Source organism: Leifsonia aquatica, from assembly GCF_014190775.1.
Taxonomy (GTDB): Bacteria; Actinomycetota; Actinomycetes; order Actinomycetales; family Microbacteriaceae; genus Leifsonia; species Leifsonia aquatica.
Genome location: NZ_JACHVP010000001.1, coordinates 1995215 through 2019957 on the forward strand (window position 1 = coordinate 1995215; position 24743 = coordinate 2019957).

At 71.7% G+C, this 24743-nt stretch carries 24 protein-coding genes; 16 read left to right on the forward strand and 8 right to left on the reverse strand.

The window, feature by feature from the left end; genetic code table 11:
• Positions 1-42: 42 nt before the first annotated feature.
• The 3 genes from FHX33_RS09550 to mscL are packed head-to-tail and all read left to right on the forward strand — an operon-like array spanning position 43 to position 1513.
• A complete protein-coding gene (locus tag FHX33_RS09550) occupies positions 43-627 on the forward strand; it encodes a 5-formyltetrahydrofolate cyclo-ligase (RefSeq protein ID WP_021764126.1) in 585 nt (194 codons plus the stop codon).
• Between the two features lie 42 nt (positions 628-669).
• Entirely contained in the window at positions 670-1032 is a 363-nt protein-coding gene (locus FHX33_RS09555; protein WP_021764127.1) for an FmdB family zinc ribbon protein, read from the forward strand.
• A gap of 43 nt (positions 1033-1075) precedes the next feature.
• Entirely contained in the window at positions 1076-1513 is a 438-nt protein-coding gene (mscL, locus tag FHX33_RS09560; RefSeq protein ID WP_021764128.1) for a large conductance mechanosensitive channel protein MscL, read from the forward strand.
• Positions 1514-1535: 22 nt separating this feature from the next.
• Here the strand turns inward: mscL and FHX33_RS09565 are convergent, their stop codons facing one another.
• Positions 1536-1721, reverse strand: coding sequence for a hypothetical protein (locus FHX33_RS09565; RefSeq protein ID WP_021764129.1), 186 nt, complete (start codon positions 1719-1721; stop codon positions 1536-1538).
• A gap of 237 nt (positions 1722-1958) precedes the next feature.
• On the opposite strand from FHX33_RS09565, the gene FHX33_RS09570 reads away from it, so the two are divergent.
• Complete coding sequence (locus FHX33_RS09570; RefSeq protein WP_021764130.1) at positions 1959-2930, forward strand: SGNH/GDSL hydrolase family protein; 972 nt, start codon at positions 1959-1961, stop codon at positions 2928-2930.
• Between the two features lie 31 nt (positions 2931-2961).
• Here FHX33_RS09570 and FHX33_RS09575 read toward each other — a convergent pair whose 3' ends face one another.
• Entirely contained in the window at positions 2962-6723 is a 3762-nt protein-coding gene (locus tag FHX33_RS09575) for an ATP-binding protein (protein WP_021764131.1), read from the reverse strand.
• A 198-nt stretch (positions 6724-6921) separates the two neighbouring features.
• Between FHX33_RS09575 and FHX33_RS09580 the strand changes: the two genes are divergently transcribed.
• Entirely contained in the window at positions 6922-10581 is a 3660-nt protein-coding gene (locus FHX33_RS09580) for an SCO7613 C-terminal domain-containing membrane protein (protein ID WP_183428389.1), read from the forward strand.
• On the opposite strand, the gene FHX33_RS09585 is transcribed toward FHX33_RS09580, so the two are convergent.
• Complete coding sequence (locus FHX33_RS09585) at positions 10517-11806, reverse strand: MFS transporter (protein ID WP_021761741.1); 1290 nt, start codon at positions 11804-11806, stop codon at positions 10517-10519. The two genes, FHX33_RS09580 and FHX33_RS09585, sit on opposite strands and share 65 nt — an antisense overlap.
• Positions 11803-12414: a helix-turn-helix domain-containing protein gene (locus FHX33_RS09590; protein ID WP_021761743.1), complete on the reverse strand. Its 612-nt coding sequence runs from the start codon at positions 12412-12414 to the stop codon at positions 11803-11805. Before FHX33_RS09590 ends, FHX33_RS09585 begins: the two co-directional genes overlap by 4 nt.
• Positions 12415-12489: 75 nt before the next feature.
• Here FHX33_RS09590 and FHX33_RS09595 point away from each other — a divergent pair, with 75 nt between their 5' ends.
• From FHX33_RS09595 to FHX33_RS09605, 3 genes are all read left to right on the forward strand, one after another.
• Positions 12490-13935 carry an MDR family MFS transporter gene (locus FHX33_RS09595; protein ID WP_039921654.1) on the forward strand — a complete coding sequence of 482 codons (1446 nt, stop codon included), beginning with the start codon at positions 12490-12492 and terminating at the stop codon, positions 13933-13935.
• Positions 13936-14276: 341 nt separating this feature from the next.
• Positions 14277-15041: a FadR/GntR family transcriptional regulator gene (locus FHX33_RS09600; protein ID WP_021761747.1), complete on the forward strand. Its 765-nt coding sequence runs from the start codon at positions 14277-14279 to the stop codon at positions 15039-15041.
• A 10-nt stretch (positions 15042-15051) separates the two neighbouring features.
• Positions 15052-16308 carry an alpha-hydroxy acid oxidase gene (locus tag FHX33_RS09605; RefSeq protein ID WP_021761749.1) on the forward strand — a complete coding sequence of 419 codons (1257 nt, stop codon included), beginning with the start codon at positions 15052-15054 and terminating at the stop codon, positions 16306-16308.
• A 29-nt stretch (positions 16309-16337) separates the two neighbouring features.
• Here the strand turns inward: FHX33_RS09605 and FHX33_RS09610 are convergent, their stop codons facing one another.
• Complete coding sequence (locus tag FHX33_RS09610) at positions 16338-16970, reverse strand: G5 domain-containing protein (protein ID WP_248616239.1); 633 nt, start codon at positions 16968-16970, stop codon at positions 16338-16340.
• 181 nt (positions 16971-17151) lie between these two features.
• On the opposite strand from FHX33_RS09610, the gene FHX33_RS09615 reads away from it, so the two are divergent.
• Positions 17152-18057 carry a DsbA family protein gene (locus FHX33_RS09615; protein ID WP_246396894.1) on the forward strand — a complete coding sequence of 302 codons (906 nt, stop codon included), beginning with the start codon at positions 17152-17154 and terminating at the stop codon, positions 18055-18057.
• A gap of 110 nt (positions 18058-18167) precedes the next feature.
• A complete protein-coding gene (locus tag FHX33_RS09620) occupies positions 18168-18464 on the forward strand; it encodes a hypothetical protein (protein ID WP_021761757.1) in 297 nt (98 codons plus the stop codon).
• Here FHX33_RS09620 and FHX33_RS09625 read toward each other — a convergent pair.
• Positions 18461-19060 (reverse strand): TetR/AcrR family transcriptional regulator, encoded by a 600-nt coding sequence (locus FHX33_RS09625; RefSeq protein ID WP_021761759.1) that lies wholly within the window; start codon positions 19058-19060, stop codon positions 18461-18463. The two genes, FHX33_RS09620 and FHX33_RS09625, sit on opposite strands and share 4 nt — an antisense overlap.
• Positions 19061-19069: 9 nt before the next feature.
• Complete coding sequence (locus tag FHX33_RS09630; RefSeq protein WP_183428391.1) at positions 19070-19642, reverse strand: TetR/AcrR family transcriptional regulator; 573 nt, start codon at positions 19640-19642, stop codon at positions 19070-19072.
• Between the two features lie 72 nt (positions 19643-19714).
• On the opposite strand from FHX33_RS09630, the gene FHX33_RS09635 reads away from it, so the two are divergent.
• From FHX33_RS09635 to FHX33_RS09650, 4 genes are all read left to right on the forward strand, one after another.
• On the forward strand, positions 19715-20260 hold the full coding sequence (locus tag FHX33_RS09635; protein WP_021764391.1) for a hypothetical protein: 546 nt from the start codon (positions 19715-19717) through the stop codon (positions 20258-20260).
• A 76-nt stretch (positions 20261-20336) separates the two neighbouring features.
• Positions 20337-20933 carry a DUF6230 family protein gene (locus tag FHX33_RS09640; RefSeq protein ID WP_021764390.1) on the forward strand — a complete coding sequence of 199 codons (597 nt, stop codon included), beginning with the start codon at positions 20337-20339 and terminating at the stop codon, positions 20931-20933.
• On the forward strand, positions 20924-21391 hold the full coding sequence (locus tag FHX33_RS09645) for a DUF6114 domain-containing protein (RefSeq protein ID WP_021764389.1): 468 nt from the start codon (positions 20924-20926) through the stop codon (positions 21389-21391). The genes FHX33_RS09640 and FHX33_RS09645 overlap by 10 nt, the downstream gene beginning before the upstream one ends.
• On the forward strand, positions 21388-22125 hold the full coding sequence (locus FHX33_RS09650) for a hypothetical protein (RefSeq protein WP_183428392.1): 738 nt from the start codon (positions 21388-21390) through the stop codon (positions 22123-22125). Before FHX33_RS09645 ends, FHX33_RS09650 begins: the two co-directional genes overlap by 4 nt.
• A 4-nt stretch (positions 22126-22129) precedes the next feature.
• Here FHX33_RS09650 and FHX33_RS09655 read toward each other — a convergent pair whose 3' ends face one another.
• Positions 22130-22738 carry a DnaJ family domain-containing protein gene (locus FHX33_RS09655; RefSeq protein ID WP_183428393.1) on the reverse strand — a complete coding sequence of 203 codons (609 nt, stop codon included), beginning with the start codon at positions 22736-22738 and terminating at the stop codon, positions 22130-22132.
• A 70-nt stretch (positions 22739-22808) separates the two neighbouring features.
• Between FHX33_RS09655 and FHX33_RS09660 the strand changes: the two genes are divergently transcribed.
• Together FHX33_RS09660 and FHX33_RS09665 are read left to right on the forward strand one after the other, a co-directional pair.
• Positions 22809-23903: an epoxide hydrolase family protein gene (locus tag FHX33_RS09660; RefSeq protein ID WP_021763157.1), complete on the forward strand. Its 1095-nt coding sequence runs from the start codon at positions 22809-22811 to the stop codon at positions 23901-23903.
• Between the two features lie 98 nt (positions 23904-24001).
• Positions 24002-24718, forward strand: coding sequence for a DUF3592 domain-containing protein (locus FHX33_RS09665; protein ID WP_021763156.1), 717 nt, complete (start codon positions 24002-24004; stop codon positions 24716-24718).
• The last annotated feature ends 25 nt before the right edge of the window (positions 24719-24743 follow it).

The following is a 24743-nucleotide window of genomic DNA, read 5'->3' on the forward strand; positions in this document are numbered from 1 at the left end:
CATTTCCTCCGGGGTCACGGCCCCATCTTCTAGGATTGCGCTATGGACCCGGATACTGCCGCCCACCGCAAACGCGCTCTGCGCGCAGAACTGCGGGAGCGGCGACAGAACCTCACCAGCACCGAGCGCGCGAGCGCGACCGCCGGTCTCACCCGCCATCTCGTCGATCTCACGACCGACCTGAACGTGCGATCGGTCGCCTGCTTCCTCTCGACCACCATCGAGCCGGACACGCGCCCGTTCCTCAACTGGGCGCACGCGCAGGGCCTCCGGGTGCTCCTCCCGATCTCCCGCGAGGACGGCCTGCTCGACTGGACCACCGGCGACGGCGAGACCGAGACCGAAGGGCTGTTCGGGCTGCCCGAGGCCGTCGGCGAGCTGCTCGGCCCCATCGCGATCAACGACGTCGACCTCATCCTCGTGCCGGCCGCCGCGGTCGACGCCTCGGGCATGCGGATGGGCTGGGGGCGCGGCTATTTCGACAAGACGCTCGGGAGCATGGAAAAATGTCCCCCGGTGTACGCCGTCCTCTTCGACGGCGAGCTCGTGGACGAGGTCCCGCGCGAGCGGCACGACCAGGCGGTCGACGGCGTCGTCACCCCGACGCGCATCGTCCAGTTCACCTGACCCACCCGACCCGACCGACGCACGTGAAATAAGCGGAAACTGATGCCCACCTACTCCTATGCCTGCCGCGACTGCGGCCACGCCTTCGACATCCAGCAGGCGTTCACCGATGACGCGCTCACGGTCTGCCCGAACTGCGGCGGCCAGCTGCGCAAGGTCTTCGGGGCCGTCGGGGTGACCTTCAACGGCTCCGGGTTCTACCGGACCGACTCGCGTGGTACGAAGAGTTCGGGAGTGTCGGGCGGCTCGTCGTCCGGCGGCTCGTCCACGGGGGGCTCGTCTTCGTCGGGGTCCTCGTCGTCGGGCGGCTCCTCGTCGTCGGGAGGCTCGTCCTCCTCCGGCGGTTCCGGCTCGTCCGGCGGGCCGTCCTCGGGCGGCTCGTCCTCCGGCGGCTCCGGCTCCTAAGCTCGACCCCACCCTTGCACCTCCACCGGCGAAAGGATCGATCGTGATCAAAGGCTTCAAAGAGTTCATCCTCCGCGGAAACGTGATCGATCTGGCGGTCGCCGTCGTCATCGGCGCCGCGTTCACCGCGGTCGTCAACTCGATCGTCGGCAACATCTTCAACCCGCTCATCAGCGCGATCTTCAAGGCCGACAGCCTCGACAACGCCCTGGACGTGCCGATCGGCGACGCGACCATCAAGTTCGGCGCCGTCGTCGGAGCGATCATCAGCTTCGTCATCGTCGCAGCGGTCGTCTACTTCGTCTTCGTCTACCCGCTCAACCTGGTCAAGGAGCGCGCCGAGCGCCTCCGCAAGAAGGGCGTCGTCGAGCCCGACGCTCCCGTCACCGACCTGGACTTGCTCACCGAGATCCGCGACATCCTGCAGGCGCAGCAATCCCCGCCGCAGGCGACCGGCAAGCACTCCGACCCGCAGGTCTGATCCCGGCGCCGACCAGCGCGCGTCAGTAGTGCGGCGGCACGTCCCGCCGCAGCTGTTCGTCGTTCGTTCCGAACGACGGCGAGTGGTCCGTGTCGTCCTCCGCGGCCTCCGGCCGCAGGTGCGGCGTGGGGTCGGCGCCCTGTGCGCCCGCGCGCTGCACGCGCCGGTGGCGACGGGCGCGCGGCTGATCGGAGGTGCTGTCGGTCATCTCTCCAGGGTATCCGCCGCGCACGCGGGAGTCGGACGCGGTGGTGCGCGAGAACCGCGGAGTGAGAGCATGATAAATACAGCACATCTACGCCATATCACTTCATTCTGAGTGTGACCAGAGCGCCGCGGCCACAGGTTCTCGCTAAAATCTCGGGGACCTTCGACGATCGCTTCTCCGTCCGCCATTCGGTGACGGCTCGCGTCGGCGACGAATGGAACAGGCGGTAGGAAAGCGATGCCCGATCCCGAGATGACGCGGCGGCAGTCCCGTGCGCTCCAGCGCCCGTCACGGAGGCGAGAGATCGTCCGCTCCCTGACGACGGGGGTCGGCGTGACGCTCGCGATCGGGTTCGTCGTCGCGTCCGCGATCTACCTGACGCAGCCCTCGACGAGCATCGCCGGCGCGTCCTCCTCCGAACCGTCGGAAGCGCCCGCGGCAGTCGCACCGAAACCCGCGGCACCCGTATCGAAGCCCGCTGCCGGTGAACCGTTCGCGGTTGCCGAGCCCGTCCCGCTCCCCACCCGCGAGGACGGTTCCCCCCTCCGAGTCCTCGTCCTGGGCGATTCCGTGGCCGGCAACATGTACCAGGCGCTCCGGGACTTCCGCACGGCCGATCTGGTTCCTCGTTCGATCTCGTACGGAGGCTGCGGACTGTTCGACGCCGAGAAGGCGAGGGCCGGCAACGGCTGGACGATGGACTCGAAGAAGTCGTGCTGGGGATGGCGGGACAAGCTCGGCGCGATCGAAGCCGACGCCCGGCCTGATGTCATCGTCGTGCACAACAAGTGGGATGTGGAGGATCAGTTCTATCAGGGCGCCTGGATCTCGCCGTGCCAGCCGACATGGACGGCGCGTTACCGTGCCCAGCTCGGCCTCCTCGTCGACACCACCGCTCAGTTCGAGAACCCTCCGCTGATCCTGATGTCCAACGATCGCCCCCGCTCCTGGTCCCCCACCGTCACCCCCGAACGCCTGAAGTGCAAGACGGATGTCGAGTCGGAGCTGTTCGCGGCGCACTCGCGGGTCCGGCCTCTCGATCTCGACGAGGCCGTGTGCCCGGGCGGAGAGTGCGCGACGAAGACATCGACAGGCGCGGCGATCTACCGCGTCGACCGCGTGCACTTCACGGCGGAGGCCATGCAGCTCATGGCTCCGTGGATCGAGGCGAACATCGCCGCCGCCTATCCGTCGCGTTCGCCCGCCTGACTCCCGCTCTGACGACGACGCCGCGGTCGCCTCAGACGGGGATGGTGATCGGTGCTGTCTCGGTGCCGGGCTCCCCCGCGCCGATGAGGCGCGCGATGCGGACCGCGACCGCGTCGGGGTCGGCGAAGAGCTCGAAGCTGTGCACGCGGAGGTAGTGCCAGCCGAGGCGGCGGAGCACGTCGGGCCGCAGGCGCAGCGACTCGCGCAGGCTGCCCTTGTTGACGTCCTCGTCGGTCTCGACGACGACGGCGCGGCCCTCGTGCGAGGCGATCAGCGTGAGCTTGCCGCGGTAGCCGAGGTGCACGTCGAGCCCGCGCCGGGCCAGGCGCTTGGCGAGGTCGATGATCATCGGGTCCGCGTCGGGGCTCAGGTGCTCGGGCGCGGCCGCCTGGATCTCGTCGGCCTCCCCCAGCACCTGCGCGAGCGCGGCGATGCCGTGACGCATGCGGGACTCGTCGATGTCGTCCGGCTTGAAGCAGGAGACGATGTCCATCCCCCGGCGCGCGCGGGTCATGCCGATCGCGAGCAGGCGGTCGCCGCCCGGCTCGGCGAGGGCGCCGAAGTTCGACAGCAGACGGCCGTGCGGGGTGCGGCCGTAGCCGATCGAGAAGATGACGCGGTCACGGCTCTGCCCGACGGACTGGTCGAGCGTGACGACGGTGAACGGCTCGGCGCGGTCGCCCAGGATGAAGTCGGCGAGGTCGGTGCGCTTGGCGAAGGCCGCTAGCACCGCCTGGTTGACCCGCACCGCGTGCCGGTCGCTCGCCGAGATGACCATGAGGGACTCGCGCGGCCGCTCGATGGCGTGCTGCAGGACGAGCTCGACCACCTTCGCGACCTCGGCGTCGGTGCTCTCCACCGCTCCGGTGTCGCTGTCGGGCATGCCCTGGCCGCCGGACACGTAGTGCAGCGCGAGGCTGCCGTGACCGAGGTACGTGCCGGCCCAGGGCAGCGAGTCGATCATGCCGCCGTAGAAGCGGCGGTTGACCAGCTCGGCGAGGTCTTCGCCGCCGGCCCGGTAGCTGCGCTTGAGCGTGTAGACGGGGAGGAGCTCGGCGAGGCGGGCGAGCGCGGAGTCCGCGTGCATCGCATCCACGTCCTCCAGAACGCCCTCGAACGACGTGCCGTACTCGTGCACGCCGATGTCGAACCGCGACGGGGTCTGCGTGACCGGGTCGCCGAACGCGACCAGTTGCTTCGCGCGTCGGAGCACGGGGATGTTCTCGGCGAGGGTCGACGCGCCGGCGTCGACGAGGACGACGGCGTCGAACGGCAGGTCGGTGCCGAGCTCGGGAACCTCGTAGGGCGAGATCAGCCAGACTGGGGCGAGCGGACGGGAGAGGTGCGGGGCGGCGGCGTCGAGCGTCGCGGCCGTCGGCTGGCCCGACTTGAGGAGCCGCTTGAGCGCCGTGGCCTCCTCCGGCCAGTCGACGATGCCGATCTTCCAGGTCTCGGCGAGCAGCCACGCGAGCTGCTTGCCGGTGGCGGAGGCGTGGGCCTCGTCGACCAGGCGGAAGTCGGCCTCGAGCCGGTCGAGCACGCTGGTGTTGGCGCTCAGGAGGGCGCGGTCGGCCGCGAGCAGCGACTCCAGCACCGACTGCCACCAGGCGAGCTCGAGCTCGGCGCTGACCTGCGACTCGGGCACGTGGCGCACCGAGAGGTCCTGGATGAGCGGGTCGAGGTCCAGGTCGCGCAGCTGTCCGAGCAGGGCGGTGCGCTCCTGCAGGTTGGCGAGCACCTCGGACTCGGCGGCGAGCCCGGCGATCTGGCGCGTGAGCACCTCGATCGGCAGGGCCGCGAGCGACTGCGGCGTCCCGGTGCGGCGCAGCGGGATGTCGAGGCGGGCGAGGTCCTCCGCGACGCGCTGGTACGCGACCTGCACATCGGCGATGCCGACCGGCACCTCCGGGACCACGCCGGCGACGGCGAACCGGTTCCACAGGATGCGCTGCTGCTGGATGCGGCGCAGGCTCTCGTTGAGGTCGGTGACGTGCACGCCCGGGCGCACGTACTCGAGCGCCAGCTTGCGCAGGCGGCGGCGGTTCGCGCTCGTCATCGTCGCGGACTCGCGCCGGGAGGCGGTGGCCGCGATCAGCTCGGCGAGGGAGCGGTCGAACACGGCGGGCGTGAAGCGGTCGAGGGTCTCGCGGATGTCGAGCAGCAGGCGCAGGTACACGCCGAGCTCGGCGATCGACTCGAACGGGCGCATCCGGGTCTGGCCGATCAGCGCGCGGGCGCGGTCGATCAGGCGGGGCAGCTCGGCCCGGTTGAGCTTCTTGGCGAGGTCGTGGGCGGCCTTGCCCTCCTCGGTCGTGGTGAACGACGCGCCGTACCAGGGCGAGTCGTTGGGGCCGTAGCGGAACTCGCCGAGCCGGGCGGCGCGGATGAGCGCGTCGGAGGCGGCGTCGCGGTCGGTGGCGAGCACCTCGATGGAGCTGCGGCCGAGCCGGGCCGTGGTCGACGGCGGCGACGGCAGAAGAGCGAGGCGTGAGAGCTCCCGCAGCGCATCCAGGACGGACACCTTCAGCACGGGGTCGCGGCGCCCGAGGGCGGAGCGGTAGTCGAGCAGCACCTTGCGCAGGCGCACGAGCGCCTCGTCCACATCGGTGACGCGGGGCTGCGTGGCCTTCTCGTTGCGGCCGATCGACTGGATCAGGTCGCGGCGCAGTGTGCGCGGGGTGACGGCCAGCCCGGGCAGCCCCACCCGCGTGAGGCGCTGGGCGATGTCGTCGAGGCTGGAGCGGCGCGGGCTCACCACGAGCACGCGCTTGTGCTGGGCGACGAGCGCACCGATCGCGTTCACCACGGTCTGCGTGCCGCCGGTGCCGGGAAGGGTTTTGACGACGAGGGAGTTGCCGGCCGCGATCTGCGCGACCACCGTCTCCTGCTCCTCGTCCGCGTCGAGCAGGAGGGTGTCGGTCGCGGGCGGCCGCTCGTCCTGGCGGATCTGCTCCACCGGGTTGAAGGCGCTCTCGATCGTGGTCCGCGCCGACGGGTTGCCCGCGAGCGCGTTCAGGAGGGTCGTGTCGAGGTCCTCGGCCTCCGCCCGCAACGCCGGGGCGACGTCGGCGAACGACGACACCACCAGGCGCGGCTGCACATTGAACCAGGGCAGGTGCGAGGTGAGGCCGCGCAGCCGGTCGATGACGGGCTGGGGCTTGAAGACGCCGTTGTTGAGCGCGAGCGCGACGAACGCGTCCGCGTCGAGGGTGATCTGGAACTGCTCGGCGAGCGCGCGCGACAGCTCCGGGTTCAGGAAGGGCTGGCCCTTCAGCTTCAGCTCGAAGTCGCGGCCGTAGCGGCGGATCGCCAGCGGGCGCAGCAGGATGGGCGCGGTCAGCTCGTCGCCGCCGTGCCGCCACTGCGCCAGGCCGATCGCCAGGTGCACGGACTCGATGCCGCGCACCGTGCGCAGCTCGATGCCCTTCGTCGTGATCGCGTTCGCGGCCGCACGGGCGGTGCGCAGCGCGAGCTCGTCGCGGATCAGGCTCGACAGCAGCGTGCTCTTACCCGTGATGAACTGCGGCAGCCCGCCCGGGTGCGTCGTGCTCAGCTCGATGCGCGCACGGGGGCTGTCCTCGAAGTGCAGGAGGGGCGAGACGCCGCCGATCGACGCGATCTCGTCCTGCCACCGCTTGCGGACCGGGTCGGCGATGTTGCCGGCCACGAGGGACGGATCGCCCAGGCTCAACTGATGCGGCGCGGTCGAGTTCGCGACCGGATGCAGGGCGTCGTCGTCCGCGAGGCCGGACCCGACCAGGTCGTCCTCGTTCTTCCTATCCAGTCGCCACACACGGACACCCTACGTGCGAATCCCGGAAACATCCCGCAACCCGGGCGGGTTTCGCGGCAATACGGGGGCCGCGCACCGCCGATGGTGGCAGTACCCTCCCTGTCGAACCTCACTCTCGCGGCGCTGTGCTCTCCGCCGGAAGGATGACGACCCGGCATGCAAGCCCTGGCTAGGCTCCCCAGCCGAGGGGGTCATCAGATGACGGATCCGACGGTCACGACATCGCTGTCAGCGCACTGGACGGCCGACGCGATCGACTATCTGCTCGGTGAGCGCGCGTGCCCGCGCTGCGCACGAGCGGTGGTCGAGAACGGCTCGTGCCCGGCCTGCGGCGCCGAGATCGACCAGGAGTCGCTGGCCGAGCTGCGCGCAGCGTCCGCCGCCGCCGCCATCGCTCTCCGGCGGCGGCAGACGGTCGTCGACCGCCTCAGGACGGGCGCGACGCCGACCACCGGTTCCGCACCGGCTGCAGGACCGACGCCGTGGCGCGCTCAACCGTCTGCGCCTGACCGCCCCGCCGCGGTGCAGAGCGCCGGGAGGCTGTCTGTGCAGTCCGTGCTCTCCGTCGCAGGGGCCGGACTGATCGCGATCGCCTCCCTGGTCTTCGCCTTCCTCAGTCCCGATCTCAGCGACGCGGCCGCGCGCTCCGCGGTCCTGGCCCTGGTGGCCGCCCTCTTCCTGACGGCAGGGTGGGCCCTCCGTCGCGCAGGCCTCGCCTTCTCGGCCGAGACCGTCGGGATGCTCGGTCTCGTGTTCGCCGTGGTCACGGCCTCGTCGGCCTCCGCCCTGGTCCCCGATGGTCCGGCGACCAGGGTCTTCGCCGGCGTCGTCCTCCTCGCGTGCTCGGCAGCGGCGCTCGCGGGCGGCCGGCGGGTGCGCCTGCGCAGCTGGGTCTGGGGCGGGGCCGTGGGAGCCGCACTCTCTCCCGCGCTGATCCTGTCGGCGCTCGCCGGCACGGAGGCGGCCGTCGCCGGTTCCTACGCCATGGGACTCTCCGTCGCTGCCTCCGGCCTCGTCCTCCACCCGCTCCTCTCCCGGCTCTCGCCCGCGCTCGGGTCTCCGCTGCGGACGGAACGCATCACCGTCGTCGTGCTGCAGGCCGGCGGAGCCGTCGTCACGGCACTCGCCGTCGTGGTGGTCCAGCGCTTCTCCGCCGACGCCGTCTCCATCGCGACACTGGCGGCGCTCAGCGTCGTCTGCGCCGGGAGCGCGCGATCCGCGATGCCGCGGATCTGGAGCGCCGCCGCGGGCGTCTTCGCCGTCGTGGCCGCGGTCACCGTACCGCTGGCCGTCCCCCCTCTCGCCGCCGGTCCGTGGATCCTTCCGGCGGCGGTGCTCGCCGGGCACGCGGCGCTCCTCGGCATCGGCCGGCTCCCTGCCGTGCGCGGCGTGGATCGCGCCGCCCTGATCTGGGCGAGCTGGGCGGCGGCTCGGCTCACCGCCGTTCCTGCGGCATACGTCGTCATCCCGTCGCTGACCCGGACGGATCGCGCACCGGCGTCCGACGACGTGACCGCGTCCGTCGCCGCCGCCATCGTCGCGCTGGCGATCGCCGCCCTCGCCGGCGCCGTTCGCGGCAGGACCAGACCGTCGATGGCGATACCGGACCGCGTCGTCGCGTCCGCCTCCCTCAGCCTGGTCGTGATCATCGCGGCCACCGGATGGGATCTTCCCGAGCCGGTCAGCAGTGCGGCCGCCCTGCTGGCCGGTGCATCGCTGATGTTCCTCGCCAAACGCTGGGCTCCGCTGCGGGCGGCCGGAGACGCGGTGTTCGCGGGCCCGGTGCTCGCCGGTCACGTCCTCCTCGTCTCGGCGGCCGCCACGGCCTTCGCGGCAGACTGGTCGCTCCTCGTCGTGGGCGTCGGTGCGGTGGGTGCGACGGTGCTCGCGTCGACGCTCGCACCTCCCCGTGCCCGCCCGGCCTACATCGCCGTCGGCGTCCTCTACGCGATGGTCGTGCTCGTGTCCGCCCTGGTCCGGCTCACCGGACTCGACGTCACCGCCGCGCTCTGCGTCGCGGTGACGGCTGGTGTGCTGGCCGCTTTCGTCGCGACCGGTTCGCGCCGGATCGGCAACGCCGACTGGATCGCCTTCCTCGGCTCGGCGGCCGCTCCGTTCCTGGTGACCGTCGGCCTGGTCCTGGTGGAACGGACAGCGTGGACGGCGCTTCCGACGTCCGCGAGCGTCGCCCTCTCCGCCGTGGTGCTGACGGAGCGGTCGCGCCCCGTCCCGGTCTGGCTCCGCTGCCTGGCCGCGGCCCTCATCGTCCCCGGTCTCGCCGTCATCGTGGTCACCCTGGGCGCGCAGGTCCTGCCGATGAGCGGATCGCCGATCACCCTCCCGATCATCGCCGCCCTCGTCGCAGTGGCGGTCACGAGCGGGGAGCGGCTGGCAGCGCTTCTGGAGCGACGCCGGGTGACGCACATCCCGGCGATCCGGCTCTCCGGCGAGGCCGCGTCGCTGTTCACGGGGATGATCGCCGTGCTGCTCGCGTTCGCCCGTCCCGCCGCCGGGCCGGGCATCGCCGCTGTGGTCCTCCTGCTGCTCGGGCTCGGCGGCATCGCCATGGCCCGCATCGCTCACCGCGGCTGGGGCTGGTGGATCACGGGCGCCGCGTGGGCGGGCGCCCTGTGGAGTCTGCTGGGCCTGCTCGGGGTACCGGTGCTCGAGGCGTATCTCGCGCCGCCCGCTCTGGCGGCACTCGTCGTCGGAATCGCGGCGAGCGCTCGAGGGCGGCGCGGCCTGCCTCTCTTCGCTGTCGGCGCGGGAGCGCTCATCGCGCCCAGCCTGCTCGCGCTGGTGCTGACGGGGTCGGCGACACCATCGGGAACCGACGGAGGCGCCCAGCCGGCGATTCCCTGGCGCACCGACCTCCTGCTCCTCTCGGCGACCGCCCTGTGGGCTCTGCCACTCGCACTACGCCGCACGCGGTGGAGTGACGGCGTGCGTCCCCTCTCACCGGCTTCCGCCGTCGCCGCCATGGTCGCGGCAACGGCGGGTTCGGTTCAAGCCCTCCGCTACGGGCTCGGGGTCGACACGGCCGCCGTCCCCGCGATGCTCGTCATCCTGCCGGTCGTCGCGTACTCGGTGCCGGCAGCGGCGCTCGCCGCCGGAGCCGGGCGCGAACTGACGCGCGTCGCTGCAGGCCGTGCCCTCTTCGTCCCCGCCATCGTCCTACTCGTCGTCGGCCCGCTCACGGCGAACCGCTCCGATCCGCTCCCGCTGGTGCTGCTCTCCGTCCTCGCCGCGTGCCTCCTCGCCGGAATGGTCACGACGGCGGTTCGCGGCCTCCGCGGCCCGACGAGGCTGCCACCGGTGTGGGTCTGGTTCGCCGCGGCGTGGGCGCTCTCCGTCGCCGCGTGGTCGACGCGCGAGCTGCGGGTGGAAGCCTTCTCACTGCCCCTCGGCGCCGCTCTCCTGGCCGCGGGCGTGATCGCGCTCCGGGCTCCGGCTCCGGGGCCCGGAGCGGTGGCGACTCCGACCTCGTGGCCCGCCGGCTTCCGATCGAGCTGGGCGCTGCTCGCCCCCGGCTTGGCCGTGCTCCTCGCCCCGTCGGTCACCGCGACCGGAACCGATCCGGTCACCTGGCGGGCCGTCCTGGTGATGGCGATCGCGCTGGTGTGCATCCTCGCGGGTTCGCTCCTCCGTCTGGCAGCGCCGTTCGTCCTCGGCCTCATCGTCCTCCCGATCGAGAACGTGGTCGTGTTCACCGTTCAGATCGGGCGCTCGATCGAGGCGATGCCCTGGTGGATCACACTGGCCGCCGCCGGCGCCGTCCTCCTCGCTCTCGCCGTCACCGCGGAACGTCGGTCGAGCGGGCCGCGCTCGCCTCTGGCACGGATACGCGACCTGCGCTGAACCGGCTGCCGAGCGCCGCCAGCGCGATCACGCCGCACAGGAGGTAGAGCGCGGCCTGGCCGTCGAGGATGGCCACCACGTCGAACTGCTCGGCGAGCAGGCCGCCGGCGAGGAGGCCGACGCCCTGCGCCGCTCCCGCGACGGTGGTCATCGCCGCGATCACCCGGCCGAGCGCGTGCGGCGGGGTGCCGGTCTGCACCAGGGTGATCTCCCCGGTCGCGGTGGCGACCGCCGGGATGCCCATCGCGATGAAGAGACCGGCGTAGACGCCGATGGCCGTGGTGAACGGCGCGAGGTTCCAGGTGATCAGGGACAAGAGGCCGAAGACGAGATAGCCGCCTCCCACCAGCATCCGCGGGCTCAGCCGGCGCACCAGCATGCCGGAGAGGAGGCCGCCGAGCACCCCGCCGATCGCCTGCACGCCGCGCAGGAGGCCGACGCCGGCATCCCCCGCCCCGAGATCCTGCGTGACGTAGACGATGAAGAGGACGAGGAAGAGCCCCTGCGAGACGCTGCCGAGCGCGGTGATGGCTGCGAGGGTTCGCAGGGTCCCCGAGCGGCCGATCAGCGCGAGCCCCTCCGCCCACTCGCGCAGGAGCCGCCGTTCGGCGACGATCGCGGGCGTCTCCGCGTCCGCGTCCGCTGCCACGGGTACGGGATGACGGCGCATGCACGCGACGAGGACGGCGGTCACGAGGAAGGTCGCCGCATCGGCGATCACGACCCCGGGCAGGCCGCCCGCGGCGAACGCGATGCCGCCGAGCGGCGAGCCGACGAGGCGGGCGATGCTGTCGCTGACGGCGATGAGCGCGTTGCCGCGCGCGAGCTGGTCGGGCTCGACCAGGCTCGGGACCAGCGCCTGACGAGCCGGGTTGATGACCGCGCCGAGCACGGCCTCCACCGCGGCCACCGTGTAGACGATCCACATGCGGTCGGCGGATGCCGCCAGCAGCGGCAACAGAGCAACGGCCTGGAGCAGGGCGGTGACGATGATCGTGCGGCGGCGGTCCCAGCGGTCGACGAGAACCCCGAGGAAGGTGCCGAGCAGCAGCATCGGCACGAGCTCCACCAGGAAGACGGTGGAGGCGCCGAGAGCGGATCCGGTCGCGCCGAACGCGAAGAGGGGCAGCGCGATCATCAGCAGCCAGTCGCCGGTGTCGGAGACCAGGCCCGCCGACCAGATCAGCGCATAGTCGCGGCGCAGCAGCGGCGAACGGGAGGTCACGACGACTCCCCCGCGCCGCCCGCCCGCTGCGCGTCGGGGTGACGGAACGCGTTGAGGTGCAGGGCGACCACGTCGGCGTCGTCTGGCGCGTCGGCACGGGTCAGACCGATGTACGGGCGGATGAGGGCGTCCAGCTTCTCGGTGAGGTCTTTCAATTCGGCGGGAGACAGCCGCAGGGCGTACCCCGTGAGGATGGAGGCGTCGCGCCACTCCGCGGGCTGCTCGTCGCGCTGAGCGACGGCGCGGTGCACGAGGGCGGCCTCGTCGTCGATCTGACGGTCGACGAGCAGGCGCTCCGCCGTGTCCTCGCCGAGGTGGAAGCCCGGATCCTCCGAGCGACCGAACGTGAGGCCCGTCGCCGTGGACTGCCACGGCCGCTCGCGCCCGTCGTCGGCCTCCACCGCCTCCACCAGCCCGAAGCGGGCCAGGGCGCGCAGGTGATAGCTGCAGTTCGACGGGGTCGAGCCCACGACCTCGGCGCATTCGCTCGCGGTGCGTGGGCCGAAGGTCATGAGGTGGTCGAGCAGCGCCAGGCGCAGGGGATGCGCGAGCGCGCGGAGGGCGCGCGGGTCGGTGACCGTGCGACGCTCGGGCGATCTGAAAGACATGTTTCAGATTGTCCGCGCCCTTCTCTTTCACGTCAAGTCGGGAATGGCTCGCGGCGCGAGACGTTGTTCACACATGTGAACCAACCAACCCGTGCCAGCGTCGGCTTCCGCTCCGAGCGCGGCCCTGTGCTCATCGCCCTCATGCTCACCACGGGGCTGGTCGCCATCGACTCCACGATCCTCGCGACGGCCGTGCCGTCGATCGTGTCGGACCTGGGCGGGTTCTCGCAGTTCCCCTGGCTCTTCTCGGTCTACCTGCTGGCGCAGGCCGTCTCGGTGCCCGTCTACGCGAAGCTCGCCGACACCGTCGGGCGCAAGCCGCTCGTGCTCATCGGCATCGGGCTCTTCCTGCTCGGGTCCATCCTCTGCGGCGTCGCCTGGTCGATGCCCGCGCTCATCGCCTTCCGCGTCATCCAGGGCCTCGGCGCCGGCGCCATCCAGCCGATCGCGATCACCATCGCGGGTGACATCTACACGATCGCCGAGCGGGCGAAGGTGCAGGGCTACCTGGCGAGCGTGTGGGCGATCTCCTCGGTGGTCGGACCGACCCTCGGCGGCCTGTTCTCGCAGTTCACCTCGTGGCGCTGGATCTTCTTCGTCAACATCCCGCTCTGCCTCTTGGCCGCGTGGATGCTGGCGCGCAACTTCCACGAGAACGTCGAGCGCCGCCCGCACCGCATCGACTACGCCGGGGCCACGCTGCTGACCGTCGGGATGAGCCTCCTCATCCTCGCCGTGCTCGAAGGCGGCCAGGCGTGGGCATGGGACTCGGCCTGGAGCATCGGCTCGTTCGTGCTCGGCGGCCTCCTGCTGATCGCGTTCCTGCTCGTGGAGCGCCGGGCGGCCGAACCCATCCTGCCGCTCTGGGTGTTCTCCCGCCGGCTGCTCGTGACCACGACCCTCATCTCGCTGGGCATCGGCGCCATCCTGATCGGCCTCACCTCGTACGTGCCGACCTACCTCGAGTCGACGACCGGCGCCTCCCCGCTGATCGCCGGGCTCGCGGTCGCAGCCCTCACGATCGGCTGGCCGATCGCCGCCAGCCTCTCCGGCCGCTTCTACCTGCGCATCGGATTCCGCAGCACCGCGCTGCTCGGCACCTCCATCGCCATCGTCGGTGCGATCGCGCTCGCCGTCACGTCCGTCCACCCGAGCGTCGCGTTCGTCGCGATGAGCTGCTTCGTGGTCGGGCTCGGGATGGGCCTGGTCGCCACCCCGACACTGATCGCCGCCCAGTCGAGCGTCGCCTGGAACGAGCGCGGCGTGGTCACCGGCACGAACATGTTCTCGCGCTCCATCGGCAGTTCGGTCGGCGTCGCCCTGTTCGGCGCCATCGCGAACGGCATCATCGCCTCCTCCGCGGGCGGCGCCCAGGATCCCGGCACGGTCCAGGCGGCCTCCACCGCGGTCTTCGTCGCCGTCGCGATCGCCGCTGCCTTCACGATCGTCGCCGGCATCGCCATGCCGCGCTCGCGCGTCGAAGACGTGGAGCTGCGCCCCGCGACGCCCGCGGCCGAGTAGCGCCCCCTCACCCACTCGCCCGCTCGCCCGCTCGCGACGCCGCAACTCCGGAGTTACGGCCAATTGCGCCATTTCGGCTCGATTCTCCGGAGTTCCGGCGAACTGAGCGGCGAGCCGCGGTCGGCTTCCGGAGCTACTGAGACCGCTCCGCTCGCGGGGCGCCGTGCCGTAACTCCGGCGACTCCGCGCGCCGCGCCGCTCAGTTCTCCGGAACTCCGGCGCCTCGCCCCGCTCGCGCGCATGTATCCGGAGAACCCGAGGGCGGCCCTCGCCGTCTCGACGGTCGCCGGCGCACGCGTGCTAGTGTGGTCCGACCACATGGTCTGACCACAGGAGGCGCTATGACCGCGGAGCCGCGGGCCTGGGAGGGCGTGCTCGCCCACATCGAAGCGCGTCTCGTCGACGGTCGGCTGCGCCCGGGCGATCACCTCCCAGCCGAACGCGCCCTCTCGGCCGACCTCGGCGTCTCGCGGTCGAGCGTCCGGGAGGCCATCCGGGTGCTGGAGGCGATGGGCCTCGTCCGCACACAGACCGGCTCGGGCCCGACCTCCGGCGCGATCATCGTCGCGCGCCCCGTCGGCGGGATGCAGGCGTTCATGCGCCTCCAGGTCGCGGCCAGCGGGTTCCCCGTCGCCGACGTCGTGCGCACCCGCCTCCTCCTCGAGACCGCCGTGGCCGAAGAGCTCGCCGAGCGCCCCTCCACCGTCGACCTCTCCGACGCCCGCCAGCTGCTCGACGCCATGGACGACCCGGCACTCACGCCGCAGGAGTTCCTCGCGCTCGATGCGCAGTTCCACCTCGTCCTCGCCGAAGCCTCCGGCAACGCGGTGGTCGCCGCGACGATGGCGGGCCTGCGCACCTCGATCGAGGGCTACGTGATCGCCGGGCTCGCGCGCATCCCCGACTGGGAGGCGATGGCCGCCCGGCTCCGCGCCGAGCACCGCGAGGTGATCGCCGCGATCGCCGCCGGGGATGCTGCAGCCGCGCGCACCCGCATCCACGCGCACATCAGCGGCTACTACCGCGACGCCTCCCCCGAACCGCTCGACGACTCCTCCACCCGCACACCCTCCGCCCGCACACCCTCCGCCCACGAATCCAGATAGGCAGCAGCACATGGTCACCCGTCAAGTCCCCAAGCCCGCCGAACTGCTCGACCTGATGAAGTTCAAGAAGCCCGAGCTCGACGGCAAGAAGCGCCGCCTGCAGGGCGCCCTCACCATCGAGGACCTGCAGCGCATCGCGAAGCGCCGCACGCCGAAGGCCGCCTTCGACTACACCGAGGGCGCCGCCGAGGGCGAGCTGTCGCTGGCGCGCGCCCGCCAGGCGTTCCAGGACATCGAGTTCCACCCGTCGATCCTCAAGGACGTCTCGGTCGTCGACACGTCCTGCGAGATCTGGGGCGGCCCCTCCGCGCTCCCCTTCGGCATCGCGCCCACCGGCTTCACCCGGCTGATGCAGACCGAGGGCGAGATCGCGGGAGCGGGCGCCGCCGGCGCCGCGGGCATCCCCTTCACCCTCTCGACGCTCGGCACCACCTCCATCGAGAACGTGAAGGCGGCCAACCCGACCGGCCGCAACTGGTTCCAGCTCTACGTGATGCGGGAGCGGGAGATCTCGTACGAACTCGTCCGGCGTGCCGCGGCAGCGCAGTTCGACACCCTCTTCTTCACCGTCGACACCCCTGTCGCCGGTGCGCGCCTGCGCGACAAGCGCAATGGCTTCTCGATCCCGCCGCAGCTCACCCTCGGCACGATCGTCAACGCCATCCCCCGCCCGTGGTGGTGGTACGACTTCCTGACCACGCCGAAGCTCGAGTTCGCGTCGCTGTCGTCGACCGGCGGCACCGTCGGCGACCTGCTCAACGCGGCGATGGATCCGTCCATCAGCTTCGAGGACCTCGCGATCATCCGCGACCTCTTCCCCGGAAAGATCGTCATCAAGGGCGTGCAGAACGTCGAGGACTCGAAGAAGCTCGTCGACCTCGGCGTCGACGGCATCGTGCTCTCCAACCACGGCGGGCGCCAGCTCGACCGCGCGCCCATCCCCTTCCACCTGCTGCCGAAGGTGGTGCAGGAGGTCGGGCACCACACGGAGGTCGCGATCGACACCGGCATCATGAACGGCGCCGACATCATCGCCGCCTACGCGCTCGGCGCCAAGTTCACGCTCATCGGCCGTGCCTACCTGTACGGCCTGATGGCGGGAGGCCGCGCCGGCGTCGACCGCACCATCCAGATCCTCTCGGACCAGATCGTGCGCACGATGCAGCTGCTGGAGGTCTCGTCGCTGGCCGAGCTGACCCCGGCGCACGTCACCCAGCTGCAGCGCCTGGTGCCGGTCGCCTCGACGAGTCCGGTGACCGTCGGCTAGTCGCCAGCCCGTCGCTCCGCACGCGGCCGCTACTCGCAGCCCACCCCGTCGCCGTCGCGGTCCAGGTCGTAGATGTCGGTCCCCACGACCTGGACCGGGCCGCGTACGTACGCGGGCCCGTTGCCGCTGCCTCCCGCGCAGTCCACGTCGCTCGCGATCGGGACGCAGGCCCCGGCGTAGTTCGGGTCGCATCCGCCCTGCGCTTCGGCCGCGGGTGGTGCGGGCGGGGCAGCCGGCGCGGGCTGGCGCGACCCCACGCTCGTGACTTGATCGACCGGCGGTGTCGTCACCGCCTCGGAGACGAGCGTGCGCCCGGTCTCCGTCCCGTCGACCAGCGTGACACTGTACGTGCTGGTCTTGACGCCGTCGCGCCCTGCGGTCGTGACCGCGCTCGTCCCGACATCCCGGGCCGGGTCGTCGACGGTGGTTGCTGCGAACGGGATCGCCGTGTCGACGTCCACTGTCGTCACCTCCGTCACGGGCGTCGGCGTCGGCGTCGGAGTCGCGTTCCGCTGCGTCTGCACCGAGATGGCGTCCGTCTCGGCGGTCTCGGCAGGAGGCTGCCCACCGGCCGCATACGCCGAGACGGAGACCAGGACCGCCAGCGCGGCGGCGCCTCCGACGATCGACCAGCCGCCCTTGCCCAGCCTGGGTCGTGCCACGTTCACTCCTTCGGGTCGTGCTCGCAGCAGTCTGGCGAGCGCGCCCGCCCGCGGCAAGGGACCCGAACGAGGCACGTGCGACCGCAGCCGCCCGCACCCGGGAGATACCACCAGCCCTCTCAAAGGAAATTACCCCTACGATCGGTGGGGGAATGTCCACATGTCGAACGGGATGAACTGAATGGCAACGGGTAGAGGGGCCGCCGGCCCCACCAAGCGCGATCGTCGGGAAGAGGCGCGGGAGACCGCGCGACTGATGCGCGAAGAGGCCGCCAAGAAGGCGAAGCGCCGCAAGGTCATCGTTCAGAGCTCGGTCATCGTGGGCGTGCTCGCGGTGCTCACCATCGTGGGCCTCATCGTCTACTCGGGCGTCAGCGCGTCCAGCAACGTCGCGAACCCCAAGAACATGATCAGCGGCGGCATCGTGCTGACCCAGGCCGACCAGGCCGTGAAGAGCGCGGCGATCTCCGGAGGGGACGCCCCGACGCCGACGACGCAGAAGCTCGACGGCAAGACGGCGCACATCCAGATCTGGCTCGACTACCAGTGCCCCTATTGCGACCAGTTCGAGACCACCAACAGCGACCAGATGAAGCAGATGATGGCCGACGGCACCGCGACCCTCGAGATCCACCCGGTCGCCATCCTCGACTCGTCGACGAACAACAAGTACTCCACACGTGCAGCGGCCGCGGCCTCCTGCGTCGCGAACTACGACCCGGACAAGTTCTTCGACATCAACAGCGCCCTGTTCGCCAACCAGCCGGACGAATCGACCGGCAGCGGGCTCACGAACGCCGAGATGCTGAAGCTGTTCAAGGACGCGGGGGTCGAGTCGAAGCAGATCACCGACTGCGTGAACAACCAGACGTACGCGCAGTTCGTGACCAACCGCACCAAGGAGGCGGTCGCCAGCAAGCAGCTCGCGAACCCCACCAGCGGCGGCTTCGGCACCCCGACCGTGTTCGTCAACGGCGAGCGCTACCAGGGCGGCTTCACGGACGCGACGCAGTTCGCCTCCTTCGTCGCCGCCGCGGTGAAGGACGCCGGCGACAGCGGTTCGGTCACCTTCCCGAAGGCGAGCTGACCCTCCCGCACGCACCGCTGACGAAGGCGGCCGGTCCTCGGACCGGCCGCCTTCTGCGTTCCCGGCGGCGGGTGTAGGTTCGCCGCAGACGACAGGAAGAGGAGACCGCCATGGACCGCATCCCCGAGGACGGCGTCGAGGACGAGCAGTACGGCGACGGCGACGGCGGGGACACGGCCGGCTGGGTCGACGCGGCCGATGGCGATGTCGACTACGCCGCGGACGACCCGATCGCCGAGGCCGACTTCGCCGACGAGCTCGTGACGACCGACGGCGTCGCCGGCGAGACCGTCTGGGGCAACAGCGCCGGCAACGAGGCGTCCCCCATCGAGGACGAGCACGACCCGCTCGACGACCCCGACGAGGGCGTGCTCACGGAGGCGGACGTCGAGGAGGAGGGCATCTAGCCCGACGTCGCATCCAGCGCCGCGACGACCGCGCGCACGCTCCGCTCGAGGAAGGCGACGATCTCGTCCGCCGACAGGTCGGTGCCGAGCGCGCTCTCGACCAGGGCCTCCTCGGCGAACGCGACCCACGAGCGCAGAGCGATCCGCAGCAGCGGGGTGTCCGGCACGCCCAGCTCGAGGAAGGCGGCGACGACCCGGACGGCCTGCTCCTCCCGCGCCTCCTCGACGACGGCGCGCACTTCGCTGTCACCGCTCGCCACACCGCGCACGAGCGAGTAGAACGTGCCGCCGTGCTCGCGCACGAACCGAACGATGCGGACGAGGGTGTCGTGGAGGCGGTCCAGCGGCGGCAGCTCCGGGATCGGCTCGGTCGCGTGGAGCATGCTGTCCCGCGCCGTGCGGACGACCTCCCGGTGCAGCCCCTGCTTGGAGCCGAAGTAGTGGAAGAGCAGGCCTCGCGAGACGCCCGCGCGCTCGGAGAGCGTGTCGATGGTGAGCTCGTCCAGCGGGCTCTCGGCGAGGAAGGCCACCCCGAGCGCCACGAGCTGCGCCCGGCGCTCGTCCGGAGTGAGCCGTGTGCGCCGGTCCGTGGACATGCTGCGAGCCTATCCGGCCAGCCTGTCGACCTCGTCTTGCAGCACGGCCAGCGCCCAGCCGGGGTCGCCGCCGCGCACGAGCAGGTGCACGGCGAGGCCGTCGACGAGCGCGTGGAGGCGCAGCGCCTCCCGCTGCAGGTCGTCGTCGGCCGCGCGGCCGGCGAGCCGTTCGACCAGGCCGAGGCACGCGCCGGTGAGCGCCCGGTCGGCCTCGTCGCGGATGCGCGCGAGCCCGGGGAGGGCCGGGGCCTCGGCGATCAGCGCGATGTTGACCTCCAGCTCGGCCCGGCTGTCCGGAGTCAGGGGCAGCAGCTGCCGGAGCACGTCGAGGGCGTGCTCTCGCGGGTCGCCCACGGGCAGAGCCAGGATGCGCGCGGTGGCGCGGTCGACCATGAGCTCGGCGGAGAACTCCAGCAGTTCCGTGCGCGTCGGGAAGATGTGGCGTAGCGAGCCCACCGCGACGCCCGCCTCGGCGGCGACGGTGCGCACCGACACGGCACCGATGCCGCGCTCCACGATCACGCGCCAGACGGCCTCCGCCAGCTGGGCCTTGCGGGCGTCCCGGTCGATCGTGCGCGGCATGGTCGGAGGTTAGCACGGTCGTGCTACTCTCCTTGCTAGCACGACCGTACTAGCAAACTCGAGGAGCCCGCCGTGATCGTGGCCGTCATCGTCGCCTGCGAGATCCTGTTCTGGGTCTTCATCGCACTGGGCCTGTGCGCCCGGTATCTGCTCCGGCGCCGCCGCCTCGGCGCCGTGCTGCTCGCACTCTCCCCCGTCACCGACGTCGCCCTCCTCGCGGCGACGGCGCTCGACCTCGCCGGCGGCGGGACCGCGACACCGGCGCACGGGCTCGCGGCGCTCTACCTCGGATTCTCGGTCGCGTACGGCCACGCGATGATCCGCTGGGCCGACGCGCGCTTCGCCCACCGGTTCGCGGGTGGCCCGGCGCCGGTGAAGCTCACGGGAGCCGCCTATACCCGCGCGTGCTGGCGCGACCTCCTGCGCACGGCGATCGGTGCGGTGGTCGCCGCCGCGGTGATCGGGCTGCTCGCCGTGATCACGGGCGACGCCGAGCGTTCGGCAGCGGTCACGGCGTTCCTCCCGATCCTCGGAATCGTCGTCGGAGTGGACCTCGTCTGGGCCGTCAGCTATACGATCTGGCCGCGCCCGGCCCCTCGAACGGGTGCCAGCTATTGACAAACGGTCAATAGCGTCTAGGTTTGCTCCTGGACTTGACTGCACTGGCGCGTCAAGCCCCCGAACAGGAGGATCGATGTCGTTTCGAAAGTTCGCCGGCACGCACACGGGCCGCATCGTGCTCGCCGCCGTGCCCGTCGCCGTGGTGTCGACACTGCTAATGGCGGGGGTGGCGCAGGGCGCCGTGCCCGTGTCGTTCGCGGTCTCGGGCAGCCAGTTCCAGATCAGTGCTTCCAAGTTGGACGGCAGCGGGTTCTCGCAGTACGCGGGCGTCGCCCCGGACACGGCGGGCACCGAGCACCAGGTGGCGATCGCCAACATCAAGTCCGCGACGCTCGCCGATCTGTGCCAGTCGGTCGTCACCGACACCCCGCTCGGCAAGGTGGGCATGCTCATCACGGCCGGCGGTGGTGGCAACCCCGCCTCGGCCTCCGACCTCCAGATCGGGATGACCGACCTCAAGGGCGACTCGAAGTTCGGCAACATCCGCATCGGCGTCGACGCCTCCGCCGTGAACACCGCGGCGAAAGGTACCGCGGGCGACTTCGCCCAGGACGCCGACACCGTCACCATCGACAACCTGCAGCAGACGGCCTGGAGCACCCAGGCCTCCGTGTTCACCCTCACCGGGATGCACGTGCAGCTGACGGACGGATCGAAGGGGTGCTTCTGAACGCGGCGACCGCCGGGGCTGCGGGGGCCGCGCACGCGGGCGACGGCCTGACCCGGCGGGAGCGCTTCCGCGCCTGGCGCCGCAGCCGCCCGTTCGTCGGCGGCCTGCTGACCGCGCTCGGCGGTGTGGAGCTGTTCTTCTCCGGGCAGCTGGACATCGGCAAGATCCACGTGCAGCTCGGCATCGAAGGCCTGCAGGCGACCATCATCCCGATCGTGCTCGTGCTGCTCGGCATCCTGGTCATCGCGATGCCCGCGCACCGGATGTTCTACGGCGTGATCGCGCTGGCGGTGGCGGTCTACTCCCTCGTCGGGGTCAACCTGGGCGGCTTCTTCATCGGGATGCTGCTGGCGAGCGTCGGAGGAATCCTCACGGTGGCGTGGATGCCGAAGGGCCGCGCGGCGAAGGATCAGCCGGCGAAGGATCCGACGCCGGAGACGGAGGGCGTGGAGCGATGAGCCCGCGACGCACCCGCAACCGCCCCGGCACGGTCGTCGGCGCCCTGCTGGCGTGCGTCGTCGTGGCCGTCGCGGGCCTGGGTGCGGCGCGGGTCCCCTCCGCCGCTCCTGCGCAGCTCTGCATCCCGATCCTCCTGCCCTGCTCGACGCCCTCGCCGACCCCCACTCCCACGCCGACGCCGGGCTCGTCCGTGCCCGGCACGGGCTCCGGGACGCCGGGGTCGCCGCTGGACCCGCTCATCCCGACGCCCGCCCCCACCGCGCCGGGAGCGACCCCGGCACCCGCGACACCGGCGCCCGCGCCGACCGACGACACGGGAGCGCCCGTGTTCACCCAGCCGCCCGCACAGCTCGGCAGCCAGTCGCTGTCGTTCACGGGGCTGTCGGGCATCAGCATCGTGAACGTCCCGCTGGCCGACGGGAGCCGCGTCCCCGCGCTCCGCATCTCCGCCGAGAGCATCACGATCGGCGGATTCAGCCTCACGGTCCGGCACGATACGGGCCCGTCGCTGGCGACCACGGCCGACACCATGACGCTGCGCGGCCACGTGCAGGTCTACCTGAACTCCATCACGGCCACGACGGCCGACGGCCACGCCCTCACGCTCGGCGCCGACACCCCGCCGCCCGCGGACGGCGTTCCGAACGACCTGCTACGGGTGACGCTCGGCCTGGTCGGTGCGACCGCGGACTCCATCGTCTACACGAACACGAAGCAGCACCTGTCGGAGTGACGGGCTAGCGTCCGCGCTTGCGCCGCCGGCGCTCGCGCCAGGTGAGGGAGGCGAGCGCGTCGGCCTCCGCCCGGCGCCGCTCCTCCGCCTCCCGGAGCCGTGCCGTGCGGCGATCGAGCCACGCCGCGACCTCGGCGTCGGCGTCGCGCATCGGCGTGACGACGGGCGGGCCGCCCTGGAGCTGGCGCCGGGCCTCCCGGACGCGCCGGTTGAAGTCCTCCACGTGCTCGCGCACCGTCCGCTCCGAGGCGAGCCGGTCGAGGCGGTCGGCGAACTCCTTGTCCTCCGTGCGGAGGGTGAGCGCGGGAGGTCCGAGACCGGTGAGCTGCTCGCGCTCGATCTTGCGGCGGATCCACCAGTCGGGGTCATGCGTCCCGGTGAGGCCGGGCAGCGGCTTGCCCGCTCCGGGGAGGTCGTCGAAGTCGCCGCGGCGGATGGCCTGCTGGATGGCGTTCTCGATCACGTGCGCGCGCTGGTCCATGCTGGGCTGGCCGGCGTTGGTCTCCTCGACCTCTTCGCCGCGCTCCTCGGCCTGACGGCGGAGGCGGTAGCGGACCGCCTCGACACGCGCGTCCCCGGGCTGCGATGCGGCGGGCTCGCGCGTCTCGGGCATGCATTCAGCCTACGCTCGGCGGCGCGCTGCCTGAACCTCGCCCGTCGGTGGTCGGCCGTACTCTCGGCACATGGAGGACTTCCGCATCCGCGTGACCGACGACGAGCTCACCGATCTCGGCCAGCGCCTCGAGAACACGATCCTGCCGTCGCCACGCGAGGCGGTGGATCCCGCCGACTGGAGCCGTGGCATCCCGCCGGCCGTGCTGGCCGACCTCGTGGAGTACTGGCGCACCGTGTACGACTGGCGGGCGGTCGAGCGCCGGCTCAACGGGTTCGAGCAGCACGCGGTCGAGATCGACGGCTGCCGCATCCACGTCGCCCGCGTCGGTGAGGCGCGGCCCGGGCGACTGCCGATCGTGCTGACGCACGGCTGGCCGTACACCTTCGCGGCGATGCTGCCCCTGGCGGAGGCCCTCAGCGGCGAGCTGGAGGTCGTGGCGCCGTCGGTCCCCGGGTACGGCTTCTCCTCGCCACTGCCGGGCGCGTACGGCAGCCGCGCCGTCGCCGAGCGCTGGAACACCCTGATGACCGAGGTGCTCGGCCACGACCGCTACCTCACCTACGGCGAGGATGTCGGCGCCGAGGTCAGCGACTATCTGGCGGCCACGCATCCCGAATCCGTGGCCGGCATCGTGGCCGCGCACGCCTCGTTCTCCGCCCGCGAGCGGCCGGGCGTGGAGCTGGACGACGCCGAGCGCGCCTTCCTCGCCTCCGTCGCCCCGGCCGCGGAGTCCGGCTACGCGCACCTGCAGGGCACCCGTCCCGACACGCTCGCCGCCGCGCTGCTCGACTCCCCCAGCGGCCTCCTCGCCTGGATCACGGAGAAGGTCGCGGGCTGGAGCGATGGCGCCGCGCTCGAGACGTTCGACGTCGACGACGTGCTGACGAACACGATGCTCTACTGGATCTCCCGCTCCATCGGCACCAGCTTCCGCCCGTACAGCGACAATGCCGGGGGCCCCCTGCACCCGCTGATCGAGGTGCCGGCGGCCATCGTCATCCAGACCCACGAAGCCGCGTATCCGCGATCCCTGGCGGAGAAGACCTACACCGATATCCGTTCGTTCGAGCGGCTCGAGCACGGCGGGCACTTCACCGCATGGGAGGCACCGGAGGCCGTGGCGTCGACGGTCCTGGCGCTCGAGGCGCAGGTGCGCGGCTGACCCCATCCCCCGCTGTCGGCGGGCGGCCCAGCGCTCTCGCACGGTAGGGTGTCCGCAGAACCGCGAACGGGGGCGACGATGCTGGGTGGACTGGGAGGATGAGCACCGTCGACCCGACGCTCGCCCGGAAGGCACGGCTGGCGAAGCGACCCAGTACCGCACGCGTGCTGTTCTTCGCCCTGCTGCAGCTCATCGGCGGGTTCGGCCTCGGCTACGGCTGGGGAGCGTTCGGGATGTTCGAGGCCTACGGCGAGCCGCCGTGGACCGCGATCGTCGGCATCATCGGCGGCCTGCTGCTCACCATCCTCGGCTCGATCGGCTGGGCCGCGATGCTGCTCAAGCGCTCCGACATCGGCCTCGGCTACGGCGCGACCGCCGTGCTGCTCGGCGCCGGGACGGGACTGGTCGTCGCCGCCTCCCCGAACGGCTTCCCCACCGTCGCCATCGCGATCGCCGTCGCCCTGTACGTCCTCGGCGCGCTGGCCCTCCTGCTCGGCGTCGTCGCGGCGACGAAGCGGCGGCGGCAGAAGGCCCGCGACGCGCAGACGGCCACGACCGGCACCCTGACCACGGCCACCGTGAGCGATAAGGGCTACGACTTCTTCCACGAGAGCTCGCGCATCATCACCGCCGTCACCTTCACCTTCCGCGATCTGCAGGGCACGCAGCGCTGGGTGCAGAAGACGATGGTGATCGAGCAGGCCGACCCGATCGTCGTGGGTCAGGAGACGCGACTCTGGTACGACGCCACGAATCCCGGCGACACCCGCGGCATCGTCGTCGAGCTGGCGAGAGACCGGGCGTTCCGCCGGTAGCCGCGGACGCGACCGCCGGCGGAAC

What these genes read in the sequence shown, in the direction of transcription:
- FHX33_RS09660 (WP_021763157.1), top strand. Translation starts at nt 22,809, where the DNA reads ATGGAGGACTTCCGCATCCGCGTGACCGACGACGAGCTCACCGATCTC.
- FHX33_RS09630 (WP_183428391.1), bottom strand. Translation starts at nt 19,642, where the DNA reads ATGCCGCGCACGATCGACCGGGACGCCCGCAAGGCCCAGCTGGCGGAG.
- FHX33_RS09615 (WP_246396894.1), top strand. Translation starts at nt 17,152, where the DNA reads ATGGCAACGGGTAGAGGGGCCGCCGGCCCCACCAAGCGCGATCGTCGG.
- FHX33_RS09640 (WP_021764390.1), top strand. Translation starts at nt 20,337, where the DNA reads ATGTCGTTTCGAAAGTTCGCCGGCACGCACACGGGCCGCATCGTGCTC.
- FHX33_RS09590 (WP_021761743.1), bottom strand. Translation starts at nt 12,414, where the DNA reads ATGTCTTTCAGATCGCCCGAGCGTCGCACGGTCACCGACCCGCGCGCC.
- FHX33_RS09550 (WP_021764126.1), top strand. Translation starts at nt 43, where the DNA reads ATGGACCCGGATACTGCCGCCCACCGCAAACGCGCTCTGCGCGCAGAA.
- FHX33_RS09620 (WP_021761757.1), top strand. Translation starts at nt 18,168, where the DNA reads ATGGACCGCATCCCCGAGGACGGCGTCGAGGACGAGCAGTACGGCGAC.
- FHX33_RS09605 (WP_021761749.1), top strand. Translation starts at nt 15,052, where the DNA reads ATGGTCACCCGTCAAGTCCCCAAGCCCGCCGAACTGCTCGACCTGATG.
- FHX33_RS09570 (WP_021764130.1), top strand. Translation starts at nt 1,959, where the DNA reads ATGCCCGATCCCGAGATGACGCGGCGGCAGTCCCGTGCGCTCCAGCGC.
- FHX33_RS09580 (WP_183428389.1), top strand. Translation starts at nt 6,922, where the DNA reads ATGACGGATCCGACGGTCACGACATCGCTGTCAGCGCACTGGACGGCC.
- FHX33_RS09665 (WP_021763156.1), top strand. Translation starts at nt 24,002, where the DNA reads ATGAGCACCGTCGACCCGACGCTCGCCCGGAAGGCACGGCTGGCGAAG.
- FHX33_RS09625 (WP_021761759.1), bottom strand. Translation starts at nt 19,060, where the DNA reads ATGTCCACGGACCGGCGCACACGGCTCACTCCGGACGAGCGCCGGGCG.
- FHX33_RS09565 (WP_021764129.1), bottom strand. Translation starts at nt 1,721, where the DNA reads ATGACCGACAGCACCTCCGATCAGCCGCGCGCCCGTCGCCACCGGCGC.
- FHX33_RS09655 (WP_183428393.1), bottom strand. Translation starts at nt 22,738, where the DNA reads ATGCCCGAGACGCGCGAGCCCGCCGCATCGCAGCCCGGGGACGCGCGT.
- FHX33_RS09600 (WP_021761747.1), top strand. Translation starts at nt 14,277, where the DNA reads ATGACCGCGGAGCCGCGGGCCTGGGAGGGCGTGCTCGCCCACATCGAA.
- FHX33_RS09650 (WP_183428392.1), top strand. Translation starts at nt 21,388, where the DNA reads ATGAGCCCGCGACGCACCCGCAACCGCCCCGGCACGGTCGTCGGCGCC.
- FHX33_RS09555 (WP_021764127.1), top strand. Translation starts at nt 670, where the DNA reads ATGCCCACCTACTCCTATGCCTGCCGCGACTGCGGCCACGCCTTCGAC.